The organism is Streptomyces sp. NBC_00190, from assembly GCF_036203305.1.
GTDB lineage: Bacteria > Actinomycetota > Actinomycetes > Streptomycetales > Streptomycetaceae > Streptomyces.
The window spans coordinates 2,430,118-2,453,292 of record NZ_CP108131.1 but is presented as its reverse complement, the minus strand read 5'-3'; the positions used below and the strand labels follow the sequence as shown (position 1 = coordinate 2,453,292).

Sequence of the window (23,175 nt, the reverse complement as noted above, 5' to 3'; positions counted from 1 at the left end):
CTGACACCGGGGTAATCCGTGAAAAAGCTCTCCGCACGACGACGCCATCCGCTGGCGGCGGTCGTCGTTCTACTCCTCGCGCTGGCGGCCACTGGGGGGCTGTACGCCGCCTTCGCCCCCGCGGGCAAGGCGCAGGCCGATGAAACCGCCCAGTCCCTCGCCATCGAGGAGGGCGCCAAGCTCTACGCCGTGGGTTGCGCAAGCTGCCACGGAACCGGCGGTCAGGGTTCCACTGACGGCCCCAGCCTGGTCGGCGTCGGCTCCGCAGCCGTCGACTTCCAGGTGAGCACGGGCCGCATGCCCGCCCAGCAGCCCGGCGCCCAGGTGCCGAAGAAGCCGGTCGTCTACACCCAGGCGCAGATCGACCAGCTGGCCGCGTACATCGCGTCCCTCGGTGCCGGCCCGATCGTGCCGACCGAGAAGCAGTACGACCCGGCGGGTGCCGACATCGCCAACGGTGGTGAACTGTTCCGCAACAACTGCGCGCAGTGCCACAACTTCACCGGCGAGGGCGGCGCGCTGACGAACGGCAAGTACGCCCCCAACCTTGAGGGCGTCGAGCCGAAGCACGTCTACGAGGCCATGCTCACCGGCCCGCAGAACATGCCCTCCTTCCCGGACAGCACCATGCCGGAGAAGCAGAAGAAGGACATCATCGCGTACATCCAGAACGTGAACGGCGAGAAGTCGGTCAGCCCTGGCGGCCTGAAGCTCGGTGGCCTCGGCCCCGTCTCCGAGGGTCTGTTCGGCTGGATCTTCGGTCTGGGTGCGCTGATCGCTGTCGCCGTCTGGGTCGCGGCCCACACCGCTAAGGCCAAGAAGTCATGAGTAGCCAAGAGATTCCCGAAGAGAAGCACCTGCCGAGCGAGCAGGGCGACGCGCACCACGGTGCCGTAGCGGTCGCGGACGATCCGTTCGCCGACCCGGGCCTTCCGGTCCACAAGCCGCGCATCCAGGACATCGACGAGCGGGCGGCGAGGCACTCCGAGCGCACCGTCGCGATGCTGTTCACGGTGTCGATGCTGGCCACGGTGGCGTTCATCGCCTCCTACGTGGTCATCCCGGTCAGCAAGATCGTGTACATCTTCCCCATCGGGAAGGTGAGCGCGCTCAACTTCGCCCTGGGCATGACCCTGGGCACGGCCCTCTTCTGCATCGGCGCGGGCGCGGTCCACTGGGCCCGCACCCTGATGTCCGACGTCGAGGTGGCCGACGACCGCCACCCGATCGCCGCTTCGCCGGAGGTCAAGGCGAAGGTCATGCAGGACTTCGCGGACGGCGCGAACGAGTCCGGCATCGGCCGGCGTCCGCTGATCCGCAACACGATGCTGGGCGCGCTGGCCGTGCTGCCGCTGTCCGCCGTCATGCTCCTGCGTGACACCGGTCCGCTGCCCGAGGAAAAGCTGCGCAAGACGCTGTGGGCCAAGGGCAAGCTGCTCATCAACCAGAACACGATGGAGCCGCTGCGTCCCGAGGACGTGGCCGTCGGTTCGCTGACCTTCGCCATGCCGGAAGGCCTGGAGGAGGAGCAGCACGACTTCCAGGTCCAGATCGCCAAGGCCGCCCTGATGATCGTCCGCATCAAGCCGGAGGACATCAAGGACAAGCAGGAGCTGGAGTGGTCCCACGAGGGCATCGTGGCCTACTCCAAGATCTGCACCCACGTCGGCTGCCCGATCAGCCTGTACGAGCAGCAGACGCACCACGTGCTCTGCCCGTGCCACCAGTCCACCTTCGACCTCTCCGACGGCGCCCGAGTCATCTTCGGCCCGGCCGGTCACGCGCTTCCGCAGCTGCGGATCGGTGTGAATGACGAAGGCTTCCTCGAAGCGCTCGGCGACTTCGAAGAGCCCGTCGGTCCTGCCTTCTGGGAGCGCGGATGAGCACTGCCACTGAGTCCAAGACGGCGCGCAAAGCGCCCGCCGGCGAGCGCGTAGCGGACTGGGCGGACGGCCGCCTGGGCATCTACAGCCTGGCCAAGTCCAACATGCGCAAGATCTTCCCGGACCACTGGTCCTTCATGCTGGGTGAGATCTGCCTCTACAGCTTCATCATCATCATCCTCACGGGTGTGTACCTGACGCTGTTCTTCCACCCGAGCATGAACGAGGTCGTGTACCACGGCTCGTACGTGCCGATGCAGGGCGTCCTGATGTCCGAGGCCTTCGCCTCGACACTGGACATCAGCTTCGACGTCCGCGGTGGTCTGCTCATCCGGCAGATCCACCACTGGGCCGCGCTGATCTTCGTCGCGGGCATGGTCGTGCACATGATGCGCGTCTTCTTCACCGGCGCGTTCCGCAAGCCGCGTGAGGTCAACTGGATCTTCGGCTTCCTGCTGCTGGTCCTCGGCATGTTCACCGGTTTCACCGGTTACTCGCTGCCGGACGACCTGCTGTCGGGTACCGGTGTCCGCTTCATGGAGGGCGCGATCCTGTCCGTGCCGGTCATCGGCACGTACCTGTCGTTCTTCCTCTTCGGCGGAGAGTTCCCGGGCGGCGACTTCGTCGCGCGGTTCTACTCGATCCACATCCTGCTGCTGCCCGGCATCATGATGGGCCTGCTGGTGGCCCACCTGATCCTGGTCTTCTACCACAAGCACACCCAGTTCGCGGGTCCCGGCAAGACGAACGACAACGTCGTCGGCATGCCGCTGCTGCCGGTCTACATGGCCAAGGCCGGAGGCTTCTTCTTCCTGGTCTTCGGCGTCATCGCGGCCATCGCGGCGATCGCCTCGATCAACCCGATCTGGGCGCTCGGCCCGTACCGCCCGGACCACGTGTCCACCGGTGCGCAGCCCGACTGGTACATGGGTATGCCGGAAGGCCTGATCCGAGCCATGCCCGGCTGGGAGATCAACCTGTGGGGCCACACGCTCGTCCTGGGCGTGTTCATCCCGCTGCTGCTCTTCCCGCTGGTGCTGGGCTCGATCGCCGCCTGGCCGTTCATCGAGTCCTGGGTCACCGGGGACAAGCGCGAGCACCACATCCTGGACCGCCCGCGCAACGTCCCGAGCCGTACGGGCTTCGGTGTCGCCTGGATCGCGGAGTACATCGTGCTCCTGATCGGCGGTGGAAACGACATGTTCGCGCAGTACTTCCACCTCTCGATCAACTCGATCACCTGGTTCGTCCGGATCGGCTTCTTCGTCGTCCCGGTCCTCGCCTTCATCGCCACCAAGCGGATCTGCCTCGGCCTCCAGCGCCGGGACCGGGACAAGGTGCTGCACGGTCGCGAGACCGGCATCATCAAGCGCCTGCCGCACGGTGAGTTCGTCGAGGTCCACGAGCCGCTCCCGCAGGGCAAGCTGCACACGCTCACCTCGTACACCACGTACGAGCCGATCGAGATCGGCCCGACGGTCGACGAGAACGGTGTCGAGCGCAAGGTGAAGCTCGGCGAGAAGCTGCGCGCGAAGCTCAGCAAGGGCTTCTACGCCGAGGGCAACCAGATTCCGAAGCCCACGGTGGAGGAGTACAAGGAGATCCAGAGCGGCCACGGCCACCACTGATCTCCCGTACGACCGCTTGACCGCATGAGGGACTGATTTCGGTCAGTCCTGGTGTCGCCACGGCGAGAGCCCCGTCCAGTGTCTGGACGGGGCTCTTTGCCGTCCCTGGGGCTCGATAGGGTGGAGTCCTCAGTGCTTGCCGACGGATCCAGGAGCAGACCATGAGCGGTCAGAGTCCGGCTGACGCCGGTGGGGTGCCGGCCCTCCCCCAGACTCCGTCCGGGGGTACCCCCAATTGGCCGGGCGTTCTCGACGCTCTGCTGACCGGCCAGGACCTGCGCGCCGACGACACCGCCTGGGCCATGGACAAGATCATGCGCGGGGAGGCCACCGACGCCCAGATCGCCGGCTTCGCGGTCGCACTGCGGGCCAAGGGGGAGACGGTCGCGGAGATCAACGGCCTCGTACGGACCATGTACGAGCACGCCAACCTGATCGAGGTGCCCGGCCGGACGGTGGACATCGTCGGCACGGGCGGCGACGGGGCCAAAACGGTGAACATCTCGACGATGTCGGCGGTCGTGGTGGCCGGTACGGGTGCCAAGGTGGTCAAGCACGGCAACCGGGCCGCGTCCTCCGCGAGCGGGGCCTCGGACGTCCTGGAGAAGCTCGGCGTCAACCTCGACCTGACCCCCGCGCGGGTCGCCGAGGTCGCGGAGGAGGCCGGCATCACCTTCTGCTTCGCGGTGAAGTTCCACCCGGCGCTGCGGCACGTGGCCGCGGCCCGCAAGGAGCTGGGCATCCGGACCACCTTCAACTTCCTCGGTCCGCTGACCAATCCGGCGAAGGTACGGGCCCAGGCGACGGGCGTGGCCGATGCCCGGATGGCCCCGATCGTGGCGGGCGTGCTCGCCGAGCGGGGCTCTTCCGCGCTGGTCTTCCGCGGCGACGACGGCCTGGACGAGCTGACCACGACCGCGACCTCGCGGGTGTGGTGGGTCCGCGACGGCAAGGTCTCGGAGCAGCCCTTCGACCCGCGGGACGTCGGCATCGCCCTCGTCGACGTGTCGGAGCTGCGCGGCGCGGACGCCTCGTACAACGCTGACGTCGCCCGCCGCCTGTTCTCCGGCGAGACGGGCCCGGTCCGCGACGCCGTCCTGCTGAACTCGGCGGCCGCCCTGGTGGCCCTGGACCCGGGCGCGGGCACCTTGGAGGAGCAGATCGCGGCCGGCATCACCCGCGCGGCGGAGTCGATCGACTCGGGTGCGGCCCGGGCCGCGCTGGAGCGCTGGGTGGCGGCCAGCAACGCCTGATTCCGATTGATCGTTTTCGGCCAAGCCACCGGTCCGCCATTCGGACCGGTGGCTTGCGCACGGGGGATCATGTGGCAGGATGCTGAACAGGTCACGAGTGACAGCGTTTAGGCCCCGGCTTGCTGTCCGGCAACCCTCCTTCCGTGGCGGGGTGCCCCGGGTGATGACCAGGCCGTAGACAGAAAGGTCTACGGCAAGCGCGGATCCCTCGACACCAGGGGTCCTGGTCTATCGAGGAGCGTTTTTCCGTGAGCAAGCGAATGCGATAGGGCGACTCCGCCCCTTCTTCACCCTCGGATCAGGGTCACTTCCGTGTACCCGCCTTCGGTCCGGGGACTTCCCGTACCCCCGTCGGCCGCCGAGCCGTACCCGCGTACGGGCCCACCGAAGCCATTCACCCCTGCCTGCCGGGAGATTCCGCCATGTCCGCATCCCTGAACGCCGTCACCGCCGCCGCTGTCACCGCTGCCGCCGCCACCGCCGTCGACCCCGCCTGTGCCGAGCCGCTGCCGGTCCTCGGCCGGGACGTCACCGTCCCGCTCGTCACCGGTGGCGAGGTCACCTACGCGGCCCTCGACTACGCGGCCAGCGCCCCGGCGCTCCAGCGGGTCTGGGACGACGTCGCCGCGTACGCCCCGTACTACGGCAGCGTGCACCGCGGCGCCGGATACCTCTCGCAGCTCTCCACGGACCTCTTCGAGCAGAGCCGCGTCACGGTCGCCGGGTTCCTCGACTGCCGCCCCTCCGACCAGGTGATCTTCACCCGGTCCACCACGGACTCCCTGAACCTGCTCGCCGCCGTGCTCCCGGCCGGCTGCCAGGTCTTCGTCTTCGAGACCGAGCACCACGCCTCGCTGCTGCCGTGGGTGGACGCGCAGGTCACCTACCTCAACGCCCCCCGCACCCCGGACGAGGCCGTCGCCACCCTGGAGCGGGCCCTGGCCGACCGGGAGCCCCACGGCCCGGCCCTGGTCTGTGTCACCGGGGCGTCCAACGTCACCGGTGAGCTGTGGCCGGTGAAGGAGCTCGCGGCCGCCGCGCACGCCCACGGCGCGCGGATCGTCCTGGACGCCGCCCAGCTCGCCCCGCACCACCCCGTCTCCGTGCAGGACCTCGACGTGGACTGGGTCGCCTTCTCCGGCCACAAGCTGTACGCCCCCTTCGGCTCGGGCGTCCTCGCCGGGCGCGCCGACTGGCTGCGGGAGGCCGAGCCGTACCTCGCGGGCGGCGGCGCCTCCCGCAAGGTCGCCCGGCGCGAGGACGGCGGTGTGGACGTCGAGTGGCACACCACCGCCGCCCGCCACGAGGCCGGCTCCCCGAACGTCATCGGCGTCTACTCCATCGCCTCCGCCTGCAAGGCCCTGACCGAGGCGGGCTTCGAGAACCTGGTCGCCCGCGAGCGCCACCTCATCGCCAAGGTCCGGGAGGGCCTGGCGGACGTCCCGGCGGTCCGCGTCCTGTCCCTCTTCGGGGACGACGCGCCGCGCGTCGGCGTCATCTCCTTCGTGGTGGACGGCTGGAACAGCTCCCACTTCGCGGCCGCCCTCTCCGCCGAGTACGGCATCGGCGTCCGCGACGGTCTCTTCTGCGCCCACCCGCTGGTCCGCACCCTGCTGGGCAGCGAGCCGCAGGCCCAGGGCGAATGCGGCGCCCCGGAGGCGGCCCCGGGGGAGCGGTCCCTCAACGCCATTCGCGTCAGCTTCGGCGCCGGCACCCCCGACGAGCACGTGGAGCGCTTCGTCCGCGCGGTGAAGGAGCTCGTCGCGGACGGCGCGAAGTGGCAGTACCGCACGGAGGAGGGCCGCTGCGTCCCCGCCGTCTGACGGGCCGCGGGGCATGACGCAGGGGGTTGCGACGGCGACCGCGCGGCCACGTCCGCCGGCTCGCCGAGGGCCGCCCCGCCCGGCCGGGCGGGGCGCTGCCCACGCTGAAAACAGGCCGCTTAGGCGCCGCTTAGGCGTCGAGACCGATCGCGAAGGCGGCTTCCAGGTCGTGCTGGGAGTACGTACGGAACGCCACGTGCGTGTCCGTCGCCTCGACGCCCGGGATCTTGCTGATGCGGCCCGGGATGATGTCCGCCAGGTTCTCGTGGCGGGCCACGCGGACCAGCGCGATCAGGTCGTACGTCCCCGTGACGGAGTAGACCTCGCTGACGCTTTCCAGCGCGGCGATGGCCTCGGCGATCTCGGGGATGCGGTCCACGCTGGTCTTGATGAGCACGATCGCGGTGATCACGGCTGGCTGTCTCCCTCGGTGGCCGTCGCTGGTCGCCCCACTGTAGTCGTACGCCGATAGCGCGCCCACGCGTACAGGAAGCCGACCGAGAAGCCCACCAGGTGGGCCAGATAGGCGACGCCCGGCCCGCTGCCCGCCCGGTGCGCGGCCACCCACTGGAGGGCGAACCAGAACAGCAGCACGATCCACGCCGGGAAGCGCAGCGGCAGGAAGAGCAGGAACGGGAACAGGCTCGTCACCCTGGCCCGCGGCAGCAGGTACAGGAAGGCGCCCAGCACCGCCGAGATGGCCCCGGACGCCCCGACCAGGGTCTGTGAGGACCCCGCATTGGCCGCCGCGTACACCGCCAGGGCCACGTAACCCGTACAGACGTAGAAGAAGAGGAACGCCGGGCGGCCCATCCGCTCCTCCGCCATCGCGCCGAAGACGTGGAGGAAGAGCATGTTCCCGAGCAGGTGCAGCCAACTGCCGTGCACGAACAGTGCGGTCAGCGGGGTCAGCCAGGCCCGCGGGGTGCCGGTGAAGAGCTCGTCCGGGACCACGCCCCAGCGGCGGAAGTAGTCGGTCCCGGCGGTCAGCAGCCCGTCGCCCGTCCCGTAGACGGGGTTCAGCCCCGAGGCCGGGCTCAGTACGAACACCACCGCGCAGCCGGCGATCAGCGCGTGGGTGACCACCGGTCCCCGGGCGGCCTCGCGGACGGCCTGCCACCTTACGATCATGTGACAGAGCATGACGCAACCCGGCCCACCTGAAGCGGTGGCAGGCCGTAGGGTTACGAGCCGCGGTCTGCCCAAACGGCCCGGACGGCTCAGCAGACCGCTTTAATTGAAACAGCTACGAACGCTACGAAGGAGAGAGCGGCCTGATGACGGTTCCCCAGCCGACCGACACCACCCGGTGGCGCTGCACCCTGTGCGGCAACCTCACGCGTTTCGATGTCACCCGTTCGTCGAAGGTCGTGGAGTACATCCACCTGGACCTCGCCGGGGAACCGAAGGTCGAGGAGCGCGAGGTGGTCAATGAGACCATCGAGTCGGTCCGCTGCCGGTGGTGCAACGCGGTGGACCAGATCGAGCTCGTGGACAGGCCGGGCGCGGACTCCTGAGGGAGCCGTGCCCACAGGTAGATCACGGTAGGGGTGACGGATTGTGGAGCCAGCAAGCGGCGCTGAGCCGGCCGACGCGGCCGGCGACGCCGCCGAGGTGCTCGACCGCCCGCTGCCGGAAGGCGTGCGGCGCCGGGTCGTCGCGCTCGTCTCGGACGCCTTCGGCGCGCTGACGGTCGCGGACCTTCCCGCGCAGCTGCGTCAGTACGCCCGGTTCACCCCGACCCGGCGCGCCAAGTTCGCGGGCAACGCCATGGCCGCGGCGGTCGAGACCGACCCGGTGTTCCGCGGTCGGGTGGCCGAGAAGCTGCGCGAGGCGCAGGTGGAGCTGGCCGGCGCGCTGGAGTCCGGTGCCCCGCCCGCCGCCGCCGATCCGCTGGACGTGGCGGCCGCCGCGTACGTCCTGCGGCCGGTCGGCTGGGTCAAGCTGGTGGCCGCCGCGGGCGAGGAGGCGCAGCGCGCCGACGCCGAGCGGGTCGGCGAAGAGACCCGGCGCGAGCTGGACCGGCTCCGCGAGGAGCTGGCCCAGGTACGGGAACTGCAGCGCACCGGCGGCGAGCAGGTGCGGGCCGAGCTGGAGGCCTCGCGCAAGGAAGCGGAATCGCTTCACCGCAAGCTGCGCAGCGCCCTCAGCGACGTCAAGCGCGGCGACGCGGCCCTGCGCAAGCTGACCGCCGAGATCGACGGGATCCGCGGCGAGGCGGCCGCGCGCGTGGCCGCCGCCGAGAGCGAGACCCGGCGGCTCAAGTCCCGGCTCGCGGAGGTCGAGTCGGCGCTGGAGACCTCGCGCCGGGCCACCCGCGAGGGGCGCAGCATCGAGGACATGCGGCTGCGGCTGCTGCTGGACACCGTGCTGGACGCGGCGGCGGGGCTGCGCCGCGAGCTGGCGCTGCCTCCGGTCAACACCCGCCCGGCGGACACCGTGGACGCGGTGGAGCCGGGCCGGATGACGCCCAAGGACATCGCGGCGCGTGCCCTGTCGGAGACCGATCCGGCGCTGCTGGACCAGCTGTTGGCGCTGCCCCAGGCCCATCTGGTGGTCGACGGCTACAACGTGACCAAGACGGGCTATCCGACGATGCCGCTGGAGAAGCAGCGGCTGCGGCTGCTGGGCGGGCTGTCGATGCTGGCCGCGCAGACGGGCGCGGAGATGACCTGCGTCTTCGACGGGGCGGAACTGGCGGCCCCGGTGCTGCTCGCGCCGCCGCGCGGGGTACGGGTGCTGTTCTCCAAGGCCGGGGTGACGGCGGACGAGCTGATCCGCCAGCTGGTGCGCGCGGAGCCGCCCGGCCGGCCGGTGGTCGTGGTCTCCACGGACCGGGAGGTCGCCGACGGGGTGGCCGCCGCGGGTGCGCGGCCCGTAACGTCCGCTTTGTTGCTGAAGCGGCTTTCGCGCGTTTCGTAACTCCTCGCCCTGATGCCGGAATTGATAGGGCTTGCAGGGGACGCACCGTCAAGTGCCCGGCACAGAGCGTGCGCTGCGGGTAAAGAAGCTGGTCGGGGACCAAGTTTTTTCCCGGCAGGATTTGAACTGATCACAGATGGGTCACTAGGGTCTGCTCAAACCTTCGTGCGGTGGATCACTCATTCGGGGTGACGGCGGAGGTGCTGCCGAGTTGCGTTCTTCGGCGGCTCTAGGAAGAAGGAGCTCGCCTCCGTGGCGTCCCACCGTCGACCCAAGCAGCCGAACCGCACCCGCGTGACCGTACTCGGCGCCGCCGCCGCAGCAGTCGTCGCCCTCTCCGCCCAGAGCGCCTCCGCCGCTCCGGGGAAGCCGAGCAAGGACGAGGTCAAGTCCCAGGTCGACGCGCTCTACGAAGAGGCGGAGCAGGCCACCGAGAAGTTCAACGGGGCCAAGGAACGCCAGGAGAAGCTCGAAAAGGAGATCGGGCAGCTCCAGGACCAGGTCGCGCGCGGCCAGGGTGACCTCAACGAGCTGCGCAGCACGCTCGGTTCGATGGCGAGCGCCCAGTACCGCAACGGCGGCATCGACCCCTCGCTCGCCCTCCTCCTCTCCGAGGACCCCGACAGCTACCTCGACAAGGCCTCCACGCTGGAGCACCTGAGCGGCAAGCAGGTCGAGGCGGTCCAGAAGATCCAGGCCAAGCAGCGCACCCTCGCACAGCAGCGCCAGGAGGCCGCCGGCAAGCTCGCCGACCTCGACGCCACCCGCAAGGAGCTCGGCGAGAAGAAGAAGGTCTCGCAGGAGAAGCTCGCCGAGGCCCAGGCCCTGCTCAACACCCTGACCGCGCAGGAGCGCGCGGCGATCAAGGACGACGAGGCCCGCGCCAGCCGCAGCGACAGCCAGCGGGTCGACCTCGGCAACGTGAGCGCCTCCGGCCGCGCCGGAGCCGCCCTGGCGGCCGCCAAGACCAAGCTGGGCTACACGTACCAGTCCGGCGGCACCGGCCCGACCGTCTACGACTGCTCGGGTCTGACCCAGTGGGCGTACAAGCAGGCCGGCGTGAACATCAGCCGCGTCACCTACACCCAGGTCAACGACGGCACGCGCATCAGCCGCAGCCAGCTCCAGCCCGGTGACCTGGTCTTCTTCTACGACGACCTGCACCACGTCGGCCTCTACGCCGGCAACAACATGACGCTGCACGCCTCCAACCCGCGCAGCGGCATCAAGTACGAGTCGATGGACAACATGCCCTTCCAGTTCGGCGTCCGCGTCGGATGACGCGCCGCACACCGCCCATCCGGGCGAATTGAGCGGACCCGCTCTGACCACACGCCCCGCCGGTGACCTGCGTCTCCGGCGGGGCGTCACTGTGTGTGCCCCCCGGTGGTCGTTGGTCGGTGCCCGATCGCGCCGCTACTGTCTGCCAGCGCGGAACCCGGCACACGGCCGTCCACGGAGGGCGGACCCGGGCCCCGCACAGCGGAAGGGAGCGGTTCCACGTGGCATCCCATCGCCGGCCCGGGCCCGGTGGCCTCGACCGGAACACGAAGGCCGCCGTCCTGACCGCCGCCGCGGCCGGCGCCGCGGTCGTCATGACGGGAGCCCCCGCGGGCGCGGACCCGGGCCTGCCGCAGGAGCCCTCGGGCGGTGTCCGCGCCCAGGTCGACCGGCTCTTCGAGGAAGCCGAACAGGCCACCGAGCGCTTCAACGAGGCGGGCGAGAAGGCCGACCGGCTCCGCTCCGAGGCCGACCGGGCCCAGGACGCCGTCGCCCGCGCGCAGGACCGCATCAACACGATGCGGGGCATCCTCGGTACCTTCGCCGGGGCCCAGTACCGCAGCGGCGGCATCGACCCCACCGTCGCCCTGCTGCTGTCCGCGGACCCCGACGCCTACCTGGAGCAGGCCGCCGCCCTGGAACGGCTGACCGGCCTCCAGGCCCGCCAGCTCGACGAACTCCGCGAGGAGCAGCGCCGGCTCGGCCAGGAGCGCCGCGAGGCCGCCGGCAAGCTGGCCGAACTCGACGCCCTGCGCGCCGACGTGGCCCGGCACAAGCGCTCCGTCACGGCGAAGCTCGCGGCCGCCCGGCGGCTGCTGGGCGCCATGAACGCAGAGCAAAGGGCCGACTTCGAGCGCGCCTCGCGCGCGGGCGGCCGCCCCGGCGCCCAGCCCGACTTCCCCTCCTTCGGCCCCTCCTCCGGCCGCGCCGGGGCGGCCGTGATGGCGGCCCGGTCGGCGGTCGGCCGCCCGTACGTGTGGGGCTCCACCGGCCCCTCCGGCTTCGACTGCTCCGGGCTGATGGTCTGGTCGTACCGCCAGGCGGGCGTCTCGCTGCCGCGCACCTCGCAGGCACAGCGGTACGCGGGACGCCAGGTCCCGCTGTCGCAGGCGCGCCCCGGCGATCTGGTGACGTACCGCTCGGACGCCAGCCACGTGGGCATGTACGTCGGCAACGGCCAGGTGGTGCACGCCCCCTACCCCGGCGCCAGGGTCCGCTACGACCCGGTCGGGATGATGCCGGTGTCCTCGGTCACGCGCCCCTGATCCAGGCCGTGCGTACGATCGGGTGATGTTTCCGGGTCGTCGTCTCCTGCGCGTACTGCCGCTCCTGCTGTGCGTCCTGCTGGCCGGATGCGGCGCGCTGCGGCCGGCCGGCACGGCCGAGCGGGACATCCGCCGGGCCGTCACCGACTGGTCGCGGTCCGAGCCGGGGCAGCCGGCGGGGATCCCGGTCGAGGACCGGGCGTACGAGGTGACCTCGGTGCGGCGCGACGGCGTACGGGCCCTCGTACGGGCGGAGCTGCGCTACCGGCTGACCGGCTACGACGCGGCCCCGGCGGGATCGGCGCGCGAGCTCGACCTGGTCATGGACGGCGGGAGCTGGCGGGTCCGCACGGACCGGCCCGCCCCCGGGGCGCTGCCGCAGCTGTGGGACCAGGGCCCGGTGCAGGTGGTCCGGGGCGAGCGCTCCCTGGTCCTGGGCGGGGCCGGCGCCCCCGACCTGGCCGGGATCTCCGCCGAGGCCGACCGGGCGGTGCCCGTGGCGAGCTCCGCGTGGCCGAAGCCGTGGGCGGGGCGGGTGGTGGTGCTGGTCCCCGGATCCCTGGAGCGGATGGCGGAGCTGCTGGGCGGGTCGGCCGACGCGTACCGGGGGCTGGGCGCCGTCACCACCGGCCGGGTGGGCGCGGGACCCGCTCCGGCGGACCGGGTCGTGGTCAACCCGCAGGGGTGGGCCGAGCTGGGCGAGGCCGGCCGGCGGATCGTACTGACCCACGAGGTCGCCCACGTGGCCACCCGGGCGTCGACCACCGCCTCGACCCCGCTGTGGCTCTCCGAGGGCTTCGCGGACTGGGCTGCGTACCGGGGCGGGTCCACCACGCCGCAGCAGGGCGCCCCCGCGCTCGGCCGGGCCGTACGGCGGGGCGAGGTGCCCGGCGAGCTGCCCCCGGCGGAGGCCTTCACATTCGGCGGCGACCCGGAAGCGGTGGCCCGGGCGTACGAGGGAGCGTGGCTGGCCTGCAGGCTGATCGCGGACCGGTGGGGGGAGGCGGCGCTCGTGGGCCTCTACGAGCGGGCGGGGCGCGAGCCGCTGCCGGTGGCGCTGGACGAGGCGCTGGGCGTGGACCTGGCCGGGCTGACGCGCGCCTGGCAGGAGGCACTGCGGGAGGAGCTCCGCTGAGGACGTCCGGTACGTTGGCAGGCGATGCACAAGACGCTGATCGTGACCAACGACTTCCCGCCGCGACCGGGCGGTATCCAGGCCTTCCTGCACAACATGGCGCTACGGCTGGATCCCGACCGGGTCGTCGTCTACGCCTCCACGTGGAAGCACAGCGCGGAGGGCCGCGAGGCCACCGCGGCCTTCGACGCCGAGCAGCCGTTCCAGGTCGTGCGCGACCGCACGACGATGCTGCTGCCGACACCGCGCGTGACGCGGCGGGCCGTGGGCCTGCTGCGCGAACACGGCTGCGAGTCGGTGTGGTTCGGGGCGGCGGCCCCGCTCGGTCTGATGGGCCCGGCGCTGCGGCGGGCCGGGGCTCGGCGCATCGTGGCGACCACGCACGGGCACGAGGCGGGCTGGGCCCAGCTGCCGGCCGCGCGGCAGTTGCTGCGGCGGATCGGCGAGGGCACGGACACGCTGACGTACCTGGGGGAGTACACCCGCTCGCGGATCGCCTCGGCGGTGACGGACCGGGCGGCGGCCCGGATGGTGCAACTTCCGCCGGGGGTGGACGAGAAGACCTTCCACCCGGAGTCGGGTGGTGCGGAGGTCCGGGCCCGGCTGGGTCTGACCGACCGCCCGGTCGTGGTGTGCGTGTCCCGGCTGGTCCCCCGGAAGGGGCAGGACACCATGATCGAGGCGATGCCGCGGATCCTGGCGGCGGTGCCGGACGCGGTGCTGCTGATCGTGGGCGGCGGGCCGTACGAGGCGGACCTGCGGGAACTGGCGGTGTCCGTGGGCGTCGCGGACTCGGTGCTCTTCACGGGAGCGGTCCCGTGGGCCGAGCTGCCCGCGCACTTCGGGGCCGGGGACGTCTTCGCCATGCCGTGCCGGACCCGGCGGGGCGGGCTGGACGTCGAGGGGCTCGGGATCGTCTACCTGGAGGCTTCGGCGACGGGCCTGCCGGTCGTCGCGGGAGACTCCGGCGGAGCCCCTGACGCGGTGCTGGACGGAGAGACGGGCTGGGTCGTCCGGGGCGGCGAGCCGTCCGAGGCGGCGGACCGGGTCGTCGCTCTGCTGCAGGACCCGGCCCTGCGGGCGCGCATGGGCGAGGCGGGCCGTGCCTGGGTCGAGGAGAAGTGGCGCTGGGACCTCCTGGCGGACCGCCTGCGCGAGCTGCTGTAGTCCTGCGGCCGCGCCGGTCGGCGCGGCCGCCGCAGCCATGCCTGACTGTCTCTCAGATGTCTGGCAGCACCGCGTATGGGTGGAGGGCCGGATTCCGCCCATCATGCGGCCATGACACCAAATCTGACGCGCCGTCATGTCCTCGGACTGGCCGCTCTCCAGACCGCCTCCGCGCTCGGGTTCACGCGGATCGGGCTGTCCTCCGCAGCCGCCGCCGAGCCGCAGGCCGCGCAGTACGCGCCCGCCATCGTCGTCGGCTCCGGCTACGGCTCCGCCGTCGCGGCGCTGCGCCTCGGGCAGGCCGGCGTACGGACCGTCGTCCTCGAAATGGGCCGGCTCTGGGACACCCCCGGGCCCGACGGCAAGGTCTTCCCCTCCACCTCCGCCCCCGACCAGCGGTCCATGTGGTTCCGCACCCGCACCGAGGCCCCGCTCGCCCAGTTCCTCTGGCTCGACGTGGTCAACCGCGACATCAGCCCCTACCCCGGTGTCCTGGACCGCGTGAACTACGGCGACATGTCCGTGTACGTGGGACGGGGGGTGGGCGGCGGATCGCTGGTGAACGGCGGGATGGCGCCGACGCCCAGGCGCTCGTACTTCACCGAGGTGCTGCCCGGCGTGGACGCGGACGAGATGTACGGCACCTACTTCCCCCGCGCCCGGGCCATGCTCGGCGTGAACGACATCGACCCGGGCTGGTTCGAGTCCACCGAGTGGTACCGCTTCGCCCGGATCTCCCGCAAGCACGCCCAGAACACCGGCCTGAAGACCGTCTTCGTCCCCAACGTCTACGACTTCGGCTACATGCAGCGCGAGGCGGCCGGTACCGCCACCAGGTCCGCGCTCGCGGGCGAGGTCATCTACGGCAACAACCACGGGAAGAAGAGCGTCGACAAGACCTATCTCGCCGCCGCCCTCGGCACCGGCAACGTCACCATCGAGACCATGCAGCGCGTGGTCGGCGTACGTCCGGACCCGGCCGGGGGGTACGTGCTGACCGTGCGGACCAGCGACCTCACCGGGCGGGTCACCCAGACCCGCGAGCTCGGCTGCCGGCAGCTGTTCCTGGGGGCGGGAAGTCTGGGGACCACCGAGATCCTGCTGCGGGCCCGTGAAACCGGCACGCTGCCCGCGCTCAGCGACAAGGTCGGGCTCGGCTGGGGCCACAACGGCAACGTCATGACCGCCCGCGCCAACCACCTCTGGGACACCGTCGGCTGCAACCAGGCCACCATGCCCGCCCTGGGCATCGACGACTGGGACAACGCCTCGAACCCGGTCTTCGCCGAGATCGCCCCGCTGCCCATGGGCTTCGAGCACTGGATCTCGATGTACCTGGCCATCACCAAGAACCCCGAGCGCGGCCGCTTCACCTACGACGCGGCCACCGACTCGGCCAAGCTCACCTGGCGGCGGGACCAGAACACGCCCTCGGTCAACGCGGCGAAGAACCTCTTCGACCGCATCAACCGGCGGAACGTGACCATCTACCGGTACGACCTCTTCGGCGAGAACAGGGCCTTCGCCGACAACTTCACGTACCACCCGCTCGGCGGCTGCGTCCTCGGCGACGCGACCGACCTCTACGGCCGGGCCAAGGGCCACCAGGGGCTGTATGTGGTCGACAGCTCCCTGATCCCCGGCTCGCTCGGCGTGAACCCATTCGTGACGATCACGGCCCTCGCCGAGCGGAACATGGCGCGGATCCTCGCCGAGGATCCGCGCTAGCCCCGGCTAACCCCGGTAGAGGGCTTCGATCTCGTCCGCGAAGTCCTTCGCCACCACATTGCGCTTCAGCTTCAGCGACGGCGTGATGTGGCCCGACTCCTCCGTGAACTGGGAGGGCAGAATGCGGAATTTCCGCACCGATTCCGCCTTGGAAACCGCCGCGTTGCCGTCGTCGACGGCCTTCTGGACGGCGGCGACGAGCTCCGCGTCCTCGCGCAGTTCCGCCGCCGTCACACCGGCCGGCTTGCCGTGCTCCGCGGCCCAGCGGCCGAGGAACTCCTCGTCGATGGTGACCAGCGCGGCCACGAACGGCCGCCCGTCGCCCACGACCATGCACTCCGCGACCAGCGCGTGCGCGCGGATCCGGTCCTCGATCACGGCCGGGGCGACGTTCTTGCCGCCGGCGGTGACGATGAGTTCCTTCTTGCGCCCGGTGATCGTGAGGTAGCCGTCCTCGTCGAGGGTGCCGACGTCACCGGTGTGGAACCAGCCGTCCGTCAGTGCCTCGGCGGTCGCCGTCTCGTTCTTCCAGTACCCGGTGAAGATCTGCTCGCCGTGCAGCAGCACCTCGCCGTCGTCCGCGATGCGCACCACGGAGCCCGGCATGGGCTGGCCGACCGTACCGATCTTCTGCTTGTCCCACGGGTTGAAGGTCGTGGCCGCGCAGGACTCGGTCAGGCCGTAGCCCTCCAGCACCGTGAAGCCGATGCCGCGGAAGAAGTGCCCGAGCCGCTCGCCGAGCGGGGCGCCGCCGGAGATCGCGTACTCGCCGCGTCCGCCGAGGACCGCGTGCAGCTTGCTGTAGACCAGCTTGGTGAAGACCTTGTGCTTGAGCTTCAGCCCGAAGGACGGGCCGCGGGGGGTGTCCAGCGCCCGGCTGTACGCGATCGCCGTCTCGGCAGCCGCGTCGAAGATCTTGCCCTTGCCCTCGGCCTGCGCCTTGGCGCGCGCCGAGTTGTAGACCTTCTCGAAGACGCGCGGCACACCGAGGATCAGGGTGGGCCGGAAGGACTGCAGCTCGTCGGTGAGGTTCTTGATGTCCGGTACGCAGCCCAGCCGGATCGGCGCCAGCACCGCGGCCACCTCGACCAGGCGGCCGAAGACGTGGGCCGCCGGGAGGAACAGCAGGACCGAGCACTCGCCGGTCTTGAACAGCGGCTTCAGGCGCTCCACCGCGTTCCCGCACTCCGCGAAGAAGTTGCGGTGGCTCAGCACGCAGCCCTTGGGGCGGCCGGTGGTGCCCGAGGTGTAGACGATGGTGGCCGGATCGTCGGCGCCCGCCAGGCTGCTGCGCTCGTCGACCTCCTCGTCGGTGATCGCGGCGCCCGCGCTCTTCAGCGCTTCGAGGGCGCCCTGCTCGATCTCCCAGACCTCGCGCAGTTCCGGCAGCCGGTCGCGCAGGGAGGCCACGGCCGCACCGTGCCCGGGGCTCTCGACGACCGCGGCGACGGCGCCGGAGTCACCGAGGATCCACTGGATCTGCTCGGGGGAGCTGGTCTCGTACACGGGGACGGTGACGCCGCCCGCGGTCCAGATCGCGAAGTCGATCAGCACCCACTCGTAGCGGGTACGGGAGATCAGGGCGACCCGGTCGCCCGGACGGACACCGGCCGCCATCAGGCCCTTGGCCGTGGCCCGGACCTCGGCCAGGAACTCGGTCGCGGTCACGTCCTGCCACCGGCCGTCGACCTTGCGGCTCATGACGGCCGTGTCGGGATGCTGAGCGGCATTGCGGCGGATGAGATCCGTCAGGTTCCCGTCCGACGGGACCTCGTACAGGGCCGGAAGGCTGAACTCGCGCAAGACTGCTGCTCCTCTGGGCGCCATCGCCACCGTGTGGACCGACCGGACGTTACCCACCGGTAGTGGGTTCCCGATAGAGGGAACCGGCCAGATGTTCCGTGCGTCACAAAACGCGGCACTAACACGGCGACAGTAGTCGACCCCGTCCGAGACGCGGAAGTAACCGCAGGTCCGGCCGCCTCTGCCACCCCTGTCTACCCGCCGTAACCCGGCCGCCCTAGGGTTGCCGCATGGGTGGCAGCATGCGGAGCGGGAAGACGGGCACGAGCGGATCGAGCCGTACTCGGGTCCACGTCGTGAGCGATGTGCACGGCAACGCCGAGGCCCTGGCCCGGGCCGGAGACGGCGCCGACGCGCTGATCTGCCTCGGTGACCTCGTCCTCTTCCTCGACTACGCCGACCACTCCCGCGGGATCTTCCCCGACCTGTTCGGCGTCGAGAACGCCGACCGGATCGTGGAGCTGCGCACCGCGCGCCGCTTCGCCGAGGCCCAGGCCTTCGGACGCGAGCTGTGGGCCGGACTGGACCGGGACCGGCTCATCGAGGGCGCGGTACGCCGCCAGTACGAGCAGATGTTCGCCGCCTTCCCCGCCCCGACGTACGCCACCTACGGCAACGTCGACATCCCGGCTCTGTGGCCGGAGTACGCAGACCGCCCCGGGATCACCGTGCTCGACGGGCAGCGCGTGGAGATCGGCGGCAGGGTCTTCGGCTTCGTGGGAGGCGGGCTGCCCTCGCCGATGAGGACCCCGTACGAGGTGGACGTGGAGGAGTACGCCGCCAAGGTGGAGGCACTGGGCGAGGTGGACGTACTGTGCTCGCACATCCCGCCGGAGGTGCCGGAGCTCTGCTACGACACGGTCGCGCGCCGGTTCGAACGGGGGAGCGAGGCCCTGCTCGCCGCCATCAGGCGCACCCGGCCCCGCTACGCCCTCTTCGGGCACGTCCACCAGCCGCTCGCCCGGCGGATGCGCGTCGGGAGCACGGAGTGCGTGAACGTCGGTCACTTCGCGGCGACCGGGAGGCCGTGGGCCCTGGAGTGGTGAGCTCCGCACGCACGGTAGCCTTCGAGCGGCGGCCGGAGGCCGCACACTTCCTCGAATTACTCTCCGGAGGAGCGACCGCGATGGCGGAACACACCAGCTCAAGCGTCACGATCGACGCCTCACCGGCCGACGTGATGGCCGTGATCGCCGACTTCGCCCGTTACCCCGAGTGGACCGGCGAGGTGAAGGAGGCCGAGGTGCTGGCCGCCGACGCCGAAGGACGGGCCGAAAAGGTCCGGCTGCTGCTCGACGCGGGCGCGATCAAGGACGACCACACCCTCGCCTACACCTGGAAGGGCTCGGACGAGGTCAGCTGGACCCTGGACAAGTCGCAGATGCTGCGCCAGCTGGACGGCTCGTACCGGCTGGCCCCGGTGGACGGCGGCAAGCGCACCGAGGTCACCTACCAGCTGACCGTCGACGTCAAGATCCCCATGCTCGGCATGATCAAGCGCAAGGCCGAGAAGGTCATCATCGACCGCGCGCTCGCGGGTCTGAAGAAGCGCGTGGAATCGACCGGCTGAACACCGTGCACACCCTGTTGATCACCGGCCCCGGCGGCGCCGGGCGGACCACGGTGGCCGCTGCCACCGCCCTCGCGGCGGCCCGGCAGGGCCACCGGGTGCTGCTGCTGTCCGGCGACGTCGCGGACCCGCTCGCCGCCCTGACCGGGGAACCGGTGGGGGAGTCCGCCGAGGTCGTACCGGGCCTGCGGGCCGCCACGGCGGCCGGCGGGGTCCGGGTGGCGCGGGTGGACTCCGGCGAGGAGTTCCGCGACGAACTCGTCGCCCTCCAGGAGCGCGGGTCCACCCTCCTCGGCATGGTCGGAGCCCGGCCGCTGGGCGCCGAGGAGCTCACCGAGCTGCCCGGCGCCGAGCAGTTCGCGCTGCTGCGCGCCCTGCGGCGGGCCGCCGCGGCGCCGGGGTGTGACCTCGTCGTCGTCGACATGCCCCCGCTCCACCAGGCCCTGGCCGCCCTCGCCCTCCCCGCCCAGCTGCGCCGCTACCTCGCCCGGCTGCTCCCCGCCGAGCGGCAGGCCGCCCGCGCCCTGCGGCCCGTACTGGCCCAGCTGGCCGGTGTGCCCATGCCCGCGCAGTGGCTCTACGAGGCCGCCGCCCGCTGGGACGAGGAGCTCGCCGCGGTCCAGGCCGTCATCGAGGCCGACAGCACCGAGGTGCGGCTGGTCGCCGAGCCGGGACCGGCCGCGGCCGACGCGATCCGGCTGGGGCGGCTCGGCCTCGCCCTGCAGCAGCTGCCCGTCTCCGCCGTCGTCGCCAACCGGCTCCTCCCGCAGGGCTCCGTCGACCCCTGGCTCGCCGGGCTCGCCGCCCAGCAGGAGAAGTGCACCGCCGGATGGGCCGGGGAGATCCCGGTGACCCGGCTCGCCCACCTCGGCCGGGACCCGCGCGGCCCGCAGGACCTGGAGCTGCTCGCCGCCGCCGGCGGACTCGTCCCCGAGCCGCCCGCGCCCCGCCGGGCCTGGGCGGTCGAGGACCGGCTCGCCGAGGACGGGGTGCTCGTCTGGGCGGTACCGCTGCCCGGCGCCCGCAAGCGCGACCTCGACCTGATCCGCCGGGGGGACGAGCTGCTGCTCACCGCGGGACCGTACCGGAGGATCGTTCCGCTGCCGGCGGCACTGCGCCGCTGCACCGTCTCCGGCGCCGCCCTGGCCGAGGACGTGCTCCGCATCCGCTTCACCCCGGACCCGGGCCTGTGGCCCCGTACCAACACCCGCACGCCCTGAGCCCGCACGCCCCGATCCGCGTACCCCCGTTCGGGTACCGTCGAAGGTAGCCCGTACCGCACGCACAGCAGCCGCCGCAGGAGAGTCCGCCATGAGCGAGGCCACCGACCGCCCCACCGACGACGACGCCTGGGCCAAGGCCTGCGCGGAGGACCTCGCCGCCGAGAAGGAGCGCCTGCGCGGGCAGGGCGGCAGGGACGGCGGGGCCACCGGGACCGCGGCCGAGGAGCTGTTCAAGCTCTTCGAAGCCGTCGCCGACAAGGTCGCCGGGATGAACAACCCGCTCGTCGGCGGCGCCGCCCAGGGCGCCGTACGCCAGTTCGTCAACCAGGCGAAGACCGCCGCCAAACCCGTCATCGAGCGCAACCCCGAAGTCTTCGACCACCTCGCGGCCGCGGGCTCCGAGCTGCTCGCCGCCTACCGCTCGGCCGTCGAGGGCCACGAGCGCCGCTGGACGCGCGGAGAGCCCCCGGCTCCCCGCCGGTCCCAGGAGCGCGACCCCCGCGAAGAAGGTCCCGGCGAAGGCCCCACCGAGCGGATCGATCTCGACTGAACCCCGGCCGCCCTCGGGTACCGTTGGCCGTGGCGGGGTTTGACCGGAAACCGAGGGACTAATGGGACTCACCATCGGCGTCGACATCGGCGGCACGAAGATCGCGGCCGGCGTGGTCGACGAAGAGGGCACCATCCTTGAGACGTACAAGGTGCCCACCCCGCCGACCGCGGACGGAGTGACGGAAGCGATCTGCACCGCCGTCTCCGCAGTCAGCAGCAACCACACCATCGACGCCGTCGGCATCGGCGCCGCCGGCTACGTGGACGACAAGCGCGCCACCGTGCTCTTCGCGCCGAACATCAACTGGCGCCACGAGCCGCTGAAGGACAAGGTCGAGCAGCGCATCGGCCTGCCCGTCGTCGTCGAGAACGACGCGAACTGCGCGGCCTGGGGCGAGTACCGCTTCGGCGCGGGCCAGGGCCACGAGGACGTCATCTGCATCACGCTCGGCACCGGCCTGGGCGGCGGCATCATCATCGGCAACAAGCTGCGCCGCGGACGCTTCGGCGTCGCCGCCGAGTTCGGCCACATCCGGGTCGTCCCGGACGGCCTGCTGTGCGGCTGCGGCAGCCAGGGCTGCTGGGAGCAGTACGCCTCCGGGCGCGCGCTCGTCCGGTACGCGAAGCAGCGGGCGAACGCCACCCCCGAGAACGCGGCGATCCTCCTCTCCCTCGGCGACGGCACCCCCGACGGCATCGAGGGCAAGCACATCAGCGAGGCCGCCCGGGCCGGTGACCTGGTGGCCATCGACTCCTTCCGCGAGCTGGCCCGCTGGGCCGGCGCGGGCCTGGCCGACCTGGCCTCGCTGTTCGACCCGTCGGCGTTCATCGTCGGCGGCGGGGTCTCGGACGAGGGCGACCTGGTCCTCGACCCGATCCGCAAGTCCTTCAAGCGCTGGCTGATCGGCGGCGCGTGGCGTCCGCACGCACAGGTCCTCGCCGCCCAGCTGGGCGGGAAGGCCGGACTCGTGGGCGCGGCGGACCTGGCCCGCCAGGGCTGAGCTTCCTTCGCTTTCTTCGTACGTGACTGCCCGCCGCGCCCCTTGGGGGAGCGGCGGGCAGCTGCGTATGTTGCGGGCATGGACCAGTTGCTGCCTTCGCTGCCGAAGTCTCGTACGGAGCCCGACGGTTCGGCCGTGATCCGGGTGCTCAGCTACAACATCCGCTCGCTGCGCGACGACGAGGAGGCGCTGGCCCGGGTCATCCGGGCGTGCGCGCCGGACCTCGTGTTCGTGCAGGAGGCGCCGCGGTTCTTCCGGTGGCGCAAACACGCGGCGAGGCTGGCCGCGAAATCCGACCTGGTGGTGCTGGGCGGGGGCGCGACGGCGGCCGGTCCGCTGCTGATGTGCTCGCTACGGGTCTTCGTGGAGCGTACGGAGGACGTGCTGCTGCCGCGCACGCCCGGCCAGCACCGCAGGGGCTTCGCCACGGCGGTGGTCAGGATCGGCGGCGCGCGCGTGGGCCTGGTCTCCGCGCACCTGTCGCTCCAGCGGGAGGAGCGCCGGGCCCAGGCCGGGCTGCTGCTGGAGCGGCTGGCCCGCCTGGACGCGCCGTACGGGATCGCGGCGCTGGATGTGAACGAGGGCCCGGGCGGCCCGGCGTTCGAGCGGCTGACCGCGGAGCTCCAGGACTGCCGGGAGGTGGCGCCGTGGGGCGGCGGGCCCACGTTCCCCGCGCAGGCGCCGGACCGGCGGATCGACGCGGTGTTCGCGACCGGGGGCGTGCGGGTGCTGGGCTGCGGTGTCCCGACCGGGCTGGCGGGCGTCTCGCCCGCCGACCTCCGCTCGGCCACCGACCACCTGCCGGTCCTGGCGGCCCTGCACCTGCCGGCCGCGCCGTAGCCCGGCCGCCCCGGGTGCGGCGCCGCTGCCGGGGGCTCCGCCCCCGGCCCCCGGACCCTCCCCCAGACTCCGTCCGGGGGACCCCCAGCGCCTCACACGCC

General features: G+C 71.8%; 21 protein-coding genes and 1 riboswitch. Of the genes, 18 read left to right on the top strand and 3 right to left on the bottom strand.

The genetic code is table 11. The features are described from left to right. The first annotated feature begins 18 nt into the window (after window positions 1-18). The 5 genes from qcrC to OG429_RS11930 all read left to right on the top strand — a co-directional run bounded on the left by qcrC (window position 19) and on the right by OG429_RS11930 (window position 6,587). On the top strand, window positions 19-828 hold the full coding sequence (qcrC, locus tag OG429_RS11950) for a cytochrome bc1 complex diheme cytochrome c subunit (protein ID WP_328925290.1): 810 nt from the start codon (window positions 19-21) through the stop codon (window positions 826-828). Continuing rightward, a complete protein-coding gene (qcrA, locus tag OG429_RS11945; protein WP_328925289.1) occupies window positions 825-1,883 on the top strand; it encodes a cytochrome bc1 complex Rieske iron-sulfur subunit in 1,059 nt (352 codons plus the stop codon). The genes qcrC and qcrA overlap by 4 nt, the downstream gene beginning before the upstream one ends. Continuing rightward, window positions 1,880-3,511, top strand: coding sequence for a cytochrome bc1 complex cytochrome b subunit (gene qcrB / locus OG429_RS11940; RefSeq protein ID WP_328925288.1), 1,632 nt, complete (start codon window positions 1,880-1,882; stop codon window positions 3,509-3,511). The genes qcrA and qcrB overlap by 4 nt, the downstream gene beginning before the upstream one ends. A gap of 161 nt (window positions 3,512-3,672) precedes the next feature. Beyond that, window positions 3,673-4,764, top strand: coding sequence for an anthranilate phosphoribosyltransferase (trpD, locus tag OG429_RS11935; protein ID WP_328925287.1), 1,092 nt, complete (start codon window positions 3,673-3,675; stop codon window positions 4,762-4,764). A gap of 89 nt (window positions 4,765-4,853) precedes the next feature. Continuing rightward, window positions 4,854-4,970: riboswitch (SAM riboswitch) on the top strand. Window positions 4,971-5,186: 216 nt separating this feature from the next. Continuing rightward, a complete protein-coding gene (locus OG429_RS11930) occupies window positions 5,187-6,587 on the top strand; it encodes an aminotransferase class V-fold PLP-dependent enzyme (protein WP_328925286.1) in 1,401 nt (466 codons plus the stop codon). Between the two features lie 130 nt (window positions 6,588-6,717). Here OG429_RS11930 and OG429_RS11925 read toward each other — a convergent pair whose 3' ends face one another. Next, window positions 6,718-6,999, bottom strand: coding sequence for an Lrp/AsnC family transcriptional regulator (locus tag OG429_RS11925; RefSeq protein ID WP_328925285.1), 282 nt, complete (start codon window positions 6,997-6,999; stop codon window positions 6,718-6,720). Next, window positions 6,996-7,730 carry a rhomboid family intramembrane serine protease gene (locus OG429_RS11920; protein WP_328925284.1) on the bottom strand — a complete coding sequence of 245 codons (735 nt, stop codon included), beginning with the start codon at window positions 7,728-7,730 and terminating at the stop codon, window positions 6,996-6,998. The genes OG429_RS11925 and OG429_RS11920 overlap by 4 nt, the downstream gene beginning before the upstream one ends. Before the next feature lie 134 nt (window positions 7,731-7,864). Here OG429_RS11920 and OG429_RS11915 point away from each other — a divergent pair, with 134 nt between their 5' ends. The 7 genes from OG429_RS11915 to OG429_RS11885 all read left to right on the top strand — a co-directional run bounded on the left by OG429_RS11915 (window position 7,865) and on the right by OG429_RS11885 (window position 16,085). Further along, on the top strand, window positions 7,865-8,104 hold the full coding sequence (locus tag OG429_RS11915) for a hypothetical protein (protein WP_053676058.1): 240 nt from the start codon (window positions 7,865-7,867) through the stop codon (window positions 8,102-8,104). A gap of 40 nt (window positions 8,105-8,144) precedes the next feature. Next, on the top strand, window positions 8,145-9,509 hold the full coding sequence (locus OG429_RS11910) for an NYN domain-containing protein (RefSeq protein WP_328930243.1): 1,365 nt from the start codon (window positions 8,145-8,147) through the stop codon (window positions 9,507-9,509). 252 nt (window positions 9,510-9,761) lie between these two features. Further along, window positions 9,762-10,790 (top strand): C40 family peptidase, encoded by a 1,029-nt coding sequence (locus OG429_RS11905; RefSeq protein WP_328925283.1) that lies wholly within the window; start codon window positions 9,762-9,764, stop codon window positions 10,788-10,790. A 221-nt stretch (window positions 10,791-11,011) separates the two neighbouring features. Next, on the top strand, window positions 11,012-12,055 hold the full coding sequence (locus OG429_RS11900) for a C40 family peptidase (RefSeq protein WP_328925282.1): 1,044 nt from the start codon (window positions 11,012-11,014) through the stop codon (window positions 12,053-12,055). 25 nt (window positions 12,056-12,080) lie between these two features. Beyond that, entirely contained in the window at window positions 12,081-13,190 is a 1,110-nt protein-coding gene (locus tag OG429_RS11895; protein WP_328925281.1) for a hypothetical protein, read from the top strand. Between the two features lie 24 nt (window positions 13,191-13,214). Beyond that, window positions 13,215-14,357 (top strand): glycosyltransferase family 4 protein, encoded by a 1,143-nt coding sequence (locus OG429_RS11890; protein ID WP_328925280.1) that lies wholly within the window; start codon window positions 13,215-13,217, stop codon window positions 14,355-14,357. A gap of 111 nt (window positions 14,358-14,468) precedes the next feature. Continuing rightward, a complete protein-coding gene (locus OG429_RS11885; protein ID WP_328925279.1) occupies window positions 14,469-16,085 on the top strand; it encodes a GMC oxidoreductase in 1,617 nt (538 codons plus the stop codon). 6 nt (window positions 16,086-16,091) lie between these two features. On the opposite strand, the gene OG429_RS11880 is transcribed toward OG429_RS11885, so the two are convergent. Further along, window positions 16,092-17,888 carry an AMP-dependent synthetase/ligase gene (locus OG429_RS11880; RefSeq protein ID WP_328925278.1) on the bottom strand — a complete coding sequence of 599 codons (1,797 nt, stop codon included), beginning with the start codon at window positions 17,886-17,888 and terminating at the stop codon, window positions 16,092-16,094. 242 nt (window positions 17,889-18,130) lie between these two features. On the opposite strand from OG429_RS11880, the gene OG429_RS11875 reads away from it, so the two are divergent. The 6 genes from OG429_RS11875 (at window position 18,131) to OG429_RS11850 (ending at window position 23,074) form a co-directional block, all read left to right on the top strand. Next, on the top strand, window positions 18,131-18,934 hold the full coding sequence (locus OG429_RS11875; protein WP_328930242.1) for a metallophosphoesterase family protein: 804 nt from the start codon (window positions 18,131-18,133) through the stop codon (window positions 18,932-18,934). Window positions 18,935-19,014: 80 nt separating this feature from the next. Next, window positions 19,015-19,458 carry an SRPBCC family protein gene (locus OG429_RS11870; RefSeq protein ID WP_328925277.1) on the top strand — a complete coding sequence of 148 codons (444 nt, stop codon included), beginning with the start codon at window positions 19,015-19,017 and terminating at the stop codon, window positions 19,456-19,458. A gap of 5 nt (window positions 19,459-19,463) precedes the next feature. Then, entirely contained in the window at window positions 19,464-20,678 is a 1,215-nt protein-coding gene (locus OG429_RS11865; protein WP_328925276.1) for an ArsA family ATPase, read from the top strand. Between the two features lie 91 nt (window positions 20,679-20,769). Beyond that, window positions 20,770-21,231 (top strand): DUF5304 domain-containing protein, encoded by a 462-nt coding sequence (locus OG429_RS11860; RefSeq protein ID WP_328925275.1) that lies wholly within the window; start codon window positions 20,770-20,772, stop codon window positions 21,229-21,231. A 61-nt stretch (window positions 21,232-21,292) separates the two neighbouring features. After that, the gene (locus tag OG429_RS11855; protein ID WP_328925274.1) at window positions 21,293-22,234 is read left to right on the top strand and encodes an ROK family glucokinase; all 942 of its coding nucleotides are present in this window, start codon (window positions 21,293-21,295) and stop codon (window positions 22,232-22,234) included. A 78-nt stretch (window positions 22,235-22,312) separates the two neighbouring features. Further along, the gene (locus OG429_RS11850; RefSeq protein ID WP_328925273.1) at window positions 22,313-23,074 is read left to right on the top strand and encodes an endonuclease/exonuclease/phosphatase family protein; all 762 of its coding nucleotides are present in this window, start codon (window positions 22,313-22,315) and stop codon (window positions 23,072-23,074) included. The last annotated feature ends 101 nt before the right edge of the window (window positions 23,075-23,175 follow it).